Source organism: Protofrankia sp. CiP1_Cm_nod3 (assembly GCF_982290655.1).
The window spans coordinates 26,634-33,217 of sequence record NZ_CEVIVD010000051.1; the positions used below are offsets into that span (position 1 = coordinate 26,634).

General features: G+C 72.0%; 4 protein-coding genes. 2 read left to right on the plus strand and 2 right to left on the minus strand.

All coding sequences use genetic code 11. The features are described 5' to 3' along the window. Positions 1-199: 199 nt before the first annotated feature. Positions 200-1,270 (plus strand): glycoside hydrolase family 16 protein, encoded by a 1,071-nt coding sequence (locus tag AC5LUJ_RS12125; protein WP_250292495.1) that lies wholly within the window; start codon positions 200-202, stop codon positions 1,268-1,270. A gap of 187 nt (positions 1,271-1,457) precedes the next feature. On the opposite strand, the gene AC5LUJ_RS12130 is transcribed toward AC5LUJ_RS12125, so the two are convergent. Next, positions 1,458-2,414: a CAP domain-containing protein gene (locus AC5LUJ_RS12130; RefSeq protein WP_250287280.1), complete on the minus strand. Its 957-nt coding sequence runs from the start codon at positions 2,412-2,414 to the stop codon at positions 1,458-1,460. Positions 2,415-2,973: 559 nt separating this feature from the next. Here AC5LUJ_RS12130 and AC5LUJ_RS12135 point away from each other — a divergent pair. Continuing rightward, positions 2,974-3,810 carry a class I SAM-dependent methyltransferase gene (locus AC5LUJ_RS12135; protein WP_493464954.1) on the plus strand — a complete coding sequence of 279 codons (837 nt, stop codon included), beginning with the start codon at positions 2,974-2,976 and terminating at the stop codon, positions 3,808-3,810. Positions 3,811-4,217: 407 nt separating this feature from the next. Here AC5LUJ_RS12135 and AC5LUJ_RS12140 read toward each other — a convergent pair. After that, positions 4,218-6,584: ATP-dependent helicase (locus AC5LUJ_RS12140; RefSeq protein ID WP_493464955.1), on the minus strand; the 2,367-nt coding region annotated here is incomplete at its 5' end.

A 6,584-nucleotide genomic window follows, 5' to 3' on the forward strand; every position in this document is an offset into this window, starting at 1 on the left:
CATCCGCTACTGGACGACGGATCCTGGCAGGAACGACGACGGACGGTGACGGAAAAGAAGATCTATCGTGGTATTTCATCCTAAAAACAGATCGATTGTTGTTAGCATGCTGGAACGTTGCTTGTCGGCGCTAGGTGTGCGCACAGGGGCGTGTTACGCTCCCCTCCGCCGGAGGGGACCGGACATGTAAGGACTCATGTTGCCCAGACTTCTGTCCTCCGCACCGATCAGATCCAGGTTCAGGACCCGGCGGCGGCTCCTGGCGGCGGCGTTGGCACTGCCGTTGGGTGTTGCTCTCGCGGCCTGCCAGGCCCCTCGTACGTCCACGTCACCGGAGTCCTCCGCGCCCCCCACCTCGTCCATAGCGCAGCAGGCTGCCAGGGCCTACCTGGCGGCGCGTCCGTCGCATGACGCGTCCGCCGCCCCGGCCGGCCAGCCGGCTCAGCCGTCGGCGCCCGCGGAGGGGCCGACGCAGCAGGCAGCGCCCGCGCAGGCCCTGGTCGCTCCGTTGGTGGCGAACCCGGCCCGCCCGCCGCTCGCGTCCGCCCCCGCCAGCCGGCCGCCGGGACTCGACGACAGCTGGCGCCTGGTGTTCGGCGACGAGTTCAACGCATCCGTGCTGGACCCCGCCAAGTGGGTCACCAACGTCTGGCAGGGCGCCCAGTGCGGGGCCAACTCCGGCAACCACGGGTCGCAGAACTGCTACTCGCCGTCCGCGGTGACGCAGAGCGATGGCAATGCGCACCTGACCGCCAGCCAGACCCCCTACAACTTCAACGGCAGGATATTCCCGTACACCAGCGGCATCATCAACAGCGACCAGCAGTACTTCTTCACCTACGGTTATGTGGACGTCCGCGCCAGGCTGCCGAAGGGCAAGGGGTTCTGGCCCGCGATCTGGCTGTACAACCCGGCCTACACACTCGATGAGATCGACATCATGGAATTCATCGGTGAGGACCAGACAACCATCTTCCAGACGCTGCACACCAAGCACGGCGGTGAGAACCAGTTCAAGACCAGGCATGCGGACTGGAGCGCCGACTATCACAACTTCGCCGCCAGGTGGGAGCCGGGTGCGCTGACCTTCTACATCGACGGCGTGCAGACCGGCCGCCTGACAAACCTGGTTCCTTCGGAGAAGATGTACCTGATGGTGAACCTGGACGTGGGCGGCCCCTCCAGCTGGGGTGGTGCGCCCAACAGCGCCACCCGGTTCCCCAGCAGCGTCGACATCGACTACGTCCACATCTACCAGCAGGCCCCGTAACCGCCGACAGGGCCGCGGCGCCACCGGGGCCGGTATGGGCCCGCCGGATCGGCCGCGTCACCGCGACCGGTCGATCCGCGCCGGTCACAGGGCGGTGACGCAGCCGGCGGACTCGGCCGGCCGATCCGGCGGCCTGCCCTCCCTTCCGATTTCCTGTCACTTCTGATTTCCTGTCACCTTGGATTTCTCAGCAGGCGGGCGTGCCGAAAACCTGGGCCCAGTAGATGCCGTAATCACCGCCGCGCGCGCAGCCGACGCCGATCTGGGTGAAATCCCCGTTGAGTATGTTCCGGCGGTGCCCGGGGCTGTTCATCCAGCCGGTCATCACCTCCGCCGGGCTGTTCTGGCCGGCCGCCACGTTCTCGCCCAGCATCCGGTAGCGGTAACCGGCCGCGGCCGCACGGTCGGTCATTGTCCGGCCGTCCAGGCTGACATGGTCCATGTAGCTGTTCGCCGCCATGTCCTCGCTGTGCCGCTGCGCCGCCAGGGCCAGGCAGGCGTCCGCGGTGAGCGGGCGCTGGCCCGCCCTGCCGCGTTCGGCGTTCACCAGTGCCACGACCTGCGGGACCATGCCCCCGCTGATGTCCCCACCGGCGGCGGGTGAGGCGGCCGGCCGTGCCGGTGCAGGCGGCGGGATCACCGGTGGGCCCGCCGGCGCGGCACCGTCGTCGTCGACCTGGACGCCGAAGTCGCGGACCAGCCCGGCGAGGCCGTCGGAATAGCCCTGACCGAGCGCCCGGATCTTCCACCCGGCCTCACGCTGGTAGATCTCCGCGAGCAGCAGAACGGTCTCCTGCCGTGGCCGCGGCGGGGCGAAGCGCGCGACGGGGGCGCCGCCCCGGCCACGGACGTCCAGGACCGGCAGCGGCAGCTGTCCGAGCGTCACGCCGGTGTCGGCCGGGCTCACGGCGATGACCACCCTGGTTGCCGCGGGACGCAGCCGGGCCGGGTCGATGCTGGCGCCGTCGCCGGCCAGCCGGGCCCCGGGCGCGGACGGCTGGTTGTAGAAGACGAAGTCGCCGTCCCCGGCGACCTTCCCGTTACCACTGGTGATAAGAAGCGACAGGTCGAACGGCCCGGCCACGTGAACGGACAGGGTGCCATCCGGCAACGGCCGGTTGGCACCGGCGACCAGCTCAATCATGATCACTCCGAGTAGGTGGCTGTCGTCATCCGTGACCGGTGAATCTCAGCGAGTGAATCACGGCGGCCGGAAACCGGGCCGTCGGTCCGCCAGCATGCCTTCGATTTCTCTTATAAAGACGAATAAGTATCACGTATTGTCCCGGGCTGCGACCAAAGAATTCCCTTGATTCGGACAAAAGCGTCCGACAAGTCACATTCTGGCCGCGGCCAGGGGTGTTAGTGTCCCTGGCATGGCCGAGACGGTGTCCGCCCCTCGCGGATCCTCATCCATTCCAGATACACATCCCGCTCCAGATACACATCCCACCGCCGGCGGCAGGCCGCCGGAAACCCCGGAACCGGCGTCGGCGGTCTGTACGCCGGCAGCCCCGTCCGCTCCGGCCGCCCCGGTACGGGCAGCGGCGACACAGGCAGCACATCCCGAACCGGCGCCCACGGGCCGTGCGCCGGCGCCGATTGCCAGCACCTCGATCGGACGCTCCGTCCGGCTCTTCCGCGCCGCCCGACGCGAGCCGGTCGAGCCGGCCGGCTTCTACTCGCTGCTGGCCGCCGACTCCGTGCACCAGCTCAGCCACTTCACCACGCTGGCCGGCTCGCTCGTCCTGGACGTCGGCGGCGGCCCCGGCTACTTCCGCACCGCCTTCCGGCAGGCCGGCGCCCACTACCTCTGGGTCGAGCCGGACATCTCCGAGCTGAGCGCCGGTGGCATCGTGGAGCCGGGGCGGGTGCTCGGCAGCGCGTTGGACATGCCGTTCGCCACCGCCTCGGTGGACATCTGCTACTCGTCGAACGTCCTGGAGCACGTGCCGGACCCGTGGCGGATGTGCGAGGAGATGGTGCGGGTCACCCGGCCCGGCGGGGTGATCTTCCTGAGCTTCACCAACTGGCTCTCGCCCTGGGGCGGGCACGAGACCGCGCCCTGGCACTACCTCGGCGGCCACCGCGCGGCCCGGCGCTACGAGCGCCGCACCGGGACCCCACCGAAGAACCGCTACGGCAGCAGCCTGTTCCCGGTGGCGGTGGCCGATGCCCTGGAGTGGGCCTTACAACCATCACGGGATCGACGTCGTAACCGCCATGCCGCGCTACCTGCCGGCCTGGACCAGGCCGATCCTGCGGGTCCCGGGCCTGCGGGAGGTCGCCACCTGGAACCTGGCCATGGTCTTCCGCCGGCGCTGACCGGCCGACGGCGCCGCGGCCGTGTCCGCGGACGACTGACGGCCCGGGCACCGGCGCTACCCGGCGGCTCACGCCCGGCGGCAACCACTACCGGACCGGGCCGTCGGTGGCCCGGGCACCCGGGCCACCGGCCGACCAGCCGTCACGAGCGAGACGCCCCTGCCCTTTTCGTGCCGGGCGCCACTTCCACGCCTGGCACGAACCAGGGAAAGTAAACAAGGGAAAGTAGCCACGAAAACAGCTGCGACAGTGCGCGGCGACAAGAGCCTGCCGAAAAGGGCCCGGTGAAGAAGACCGAAGAGCGCCGGACCCGGGCCCGGCGGGCCGCGTTCACCCGCCAGCGGCCGGTGACCGTCCCGGCGGAGTCCAGCTGATTGCCGCCCCTGGCTGATTGCCGCCCCTGGCTGATTGCCGCTTCTGGCTGATTGCCGCTTCTGGCTGATTGCCGCCCCTGACCGGCACGGTTCCGCGACAGGCTCGACAGCCGGCCGGCCGTCCCCTCGCTTTCACGATTCGACAGTGTTCGGTCACGCGATTTCAGGACACATCCGTGTTGCTCGGCCGGCGTTTTCGGGGGGCCGGGGCCGCCGGCCGGACCAGCCATGATCCGACCCGGCCGTGGTCAGATCAGCCGGAGCTGGCGTCCCTGGTCCGGGCGGGCCCGGCGGGGCCGTAGCGGGCCGGAACGGCGCTCGAGCAGCGGCGCGCCCAGGCCATCCAGGAAAGGCGACGGCCGCACCTCGGACACCTGCCGGCCACGGCGGGCCGCGTGGGTGAGCACAAGCTGCTCCCGGGCCCGGGTCATGCCCACGAACAGCAGCCGCCGCTCCTCCTCGTCACTGTCGTCGCTGTCACTCCTGGTGAGTCCGCCGGCCCCGCTCGTACCGGCGACCACGCCGGACGGGGACGTGCCCGCCCAGCGCAGCGGCAGCAGGCCGTCCTCGCAGCCGATGATGACGACGAACCCGAACTCCAGCCCCTTGGCGGCGTGCAGCGTCAGCAGGGAGATCCGGTCCGCCCGGGGGTCGAAGGTGTCGACCTCCGCACCGAGCGCGATCTCCGAGCGGAAACGCTCCAGGTCGTCGCCGCACTCGGTGGCCAGCGGGGTCAGGACGTCCAGCGCGTACCGGACCTCGGCCTCGCTCGGCGGTCCGGCCGGAGGCTGCGGCGCGGACCCGCCCGGCGGCACCGGCCCGCCCCGGGTGCCCGGCGCTGTCCCGGACGGGCTGCCGGAGGATGCCGCCGTGCCGCCGCCGCGGCCGGGCAGGGCCGCGGCGTGCTCGAGCGCGGTCTGGGCCGCCGTCCGCAGCCGCGCGAGAACGCCGCGGCCCCGCGCCGGCACCGCGCCCACGAGAGGCCCGGTGGGCGTCGGACCTACCGGAGGGCCGGCCGGTGCCGTCCCCGCCGGGATCGCGGTGCCTGCCGGGAGCGGGGAAGGCGCGGGAATCCCGCCGGCCGGCGTGTCGTCGCCGATGAGCTCCAGCAGGTACGCGACGCCCGGGGTGTCCGCGAACCGGTTGTGGGACCGGCGCTGGAAGGGGAACCCCTGCCGGTCGAGGGCGTCCATCACCGGCCGGGCCTGGCGGGCCGTGCGGTAGAGCACCGCGATGTCGGAGAAGGACAGCCGGGCCTGCTCCGTCCCGTCCACGCCGGTGTCCAGCGCGTGGAAGGACGTGCCGCCCAGGGCCTCATCGATGAGGCCCACGACGACCGATGCCTCGTCGGCCTCGTCGGCGGTACGGCGCAGCAGCACCGGGGCGCTGCGCGGATGGTGCCCGACGGCGCGCAGGGTCCGGCCGGGCACCAGGGTGGCCGGTTCGATCAGGCGGACGGCGGCATCGACGATCATGGGTGTGGAACGGTAGTTGCGGGTCAGCGACACCACCTCCGCGTCCCGGAAATCGTCCCGGAAACGCAGGAAGAAGCCCACGTCGGAGCCGCGGAAGGAGTAGATGGCCTGGTCCGGGTCGCCGATCGCGCACAGGTTCGCCGCCGGCCACGCGCCGGTCGCGCCGTCGGCGGCGGAATCCCCGCCAGCGACGTCCTCCGATGGCTCCGACGCCCCCGGTGCTTCCGATGGCTCCGGTGCTTCCGGTGCTTCCGGTGACGCGGCCTGCCACGGCACCGACCGCGCCGACCGGGCGGGCGAGGCGTCGCGGAAGCGCCCGGCCAGCATGGTCAGCAGGACGTACTGCAGCTCGTCGACGTCCTGGTACTCGTCGACCCAGACGTGCTGCCAGCGCGCCCGGTACTCGTCGGCGACCTCGGGATGCTCCCGCATCGCCAGCACGGGCAGCTGGACGAGGTCGTCGAGGTCGACCAGGTTGCGCGCGCGCAGCCCGCGGTCGTACTCCCGCGCCAGCACGGCCAGCTCGTGCCCGTCGGTGGGCTCCCCGAGCGCGCGGGCACGGCGCAGCCCGGCCAGCGCGCGCCGCAGCCGCTCCAGGTTGCGCGCCCCCGACGCCGTGCCGGCCAGCGCCTCCCGCAGGACCTGCGCGCGCACCGCCTCGTCCGCGACCGTGACGCCGGGCCCCAGGCCGAGCCGGGCGTGCTGCTCCTGGACCATCCGCAGCCCCAGGCCGTGGAAGGTGGTCGCGAAGACGCGCGACGCCTGCTGGGGGATGAGCGCGTCGAGCCGTTCACGCAGCTCGGCCGCGGCCCGCCGGGTGAAGGTCACCGCCAGGCACCGCTCGGCCGGCACCGCGCACTCCCGCACCCGGTACGCGATCGCGTGGACGAGGGTGCGGGTCTTGCCGGTCCCCGGCCCGGCGACGATCAGCAACGGGCCGTTCGTGACGGCCGCCGCGGCACGCTGCTCGGCGTCGAGAGCGGCCAGGACGGACGAGCCGGGCATCTCGGGCGGCGCGCTCGGAAGCGGCGCGCTCTGGAGGGGCACGCCCGTCACGGAACCGGCGGCGGGCGCGTCGAAGGATGGTGGGCCGGCGGCGGGCGGGCCGGGCGGTTCCGTGACGGGCGTGCCCCTCCAGAG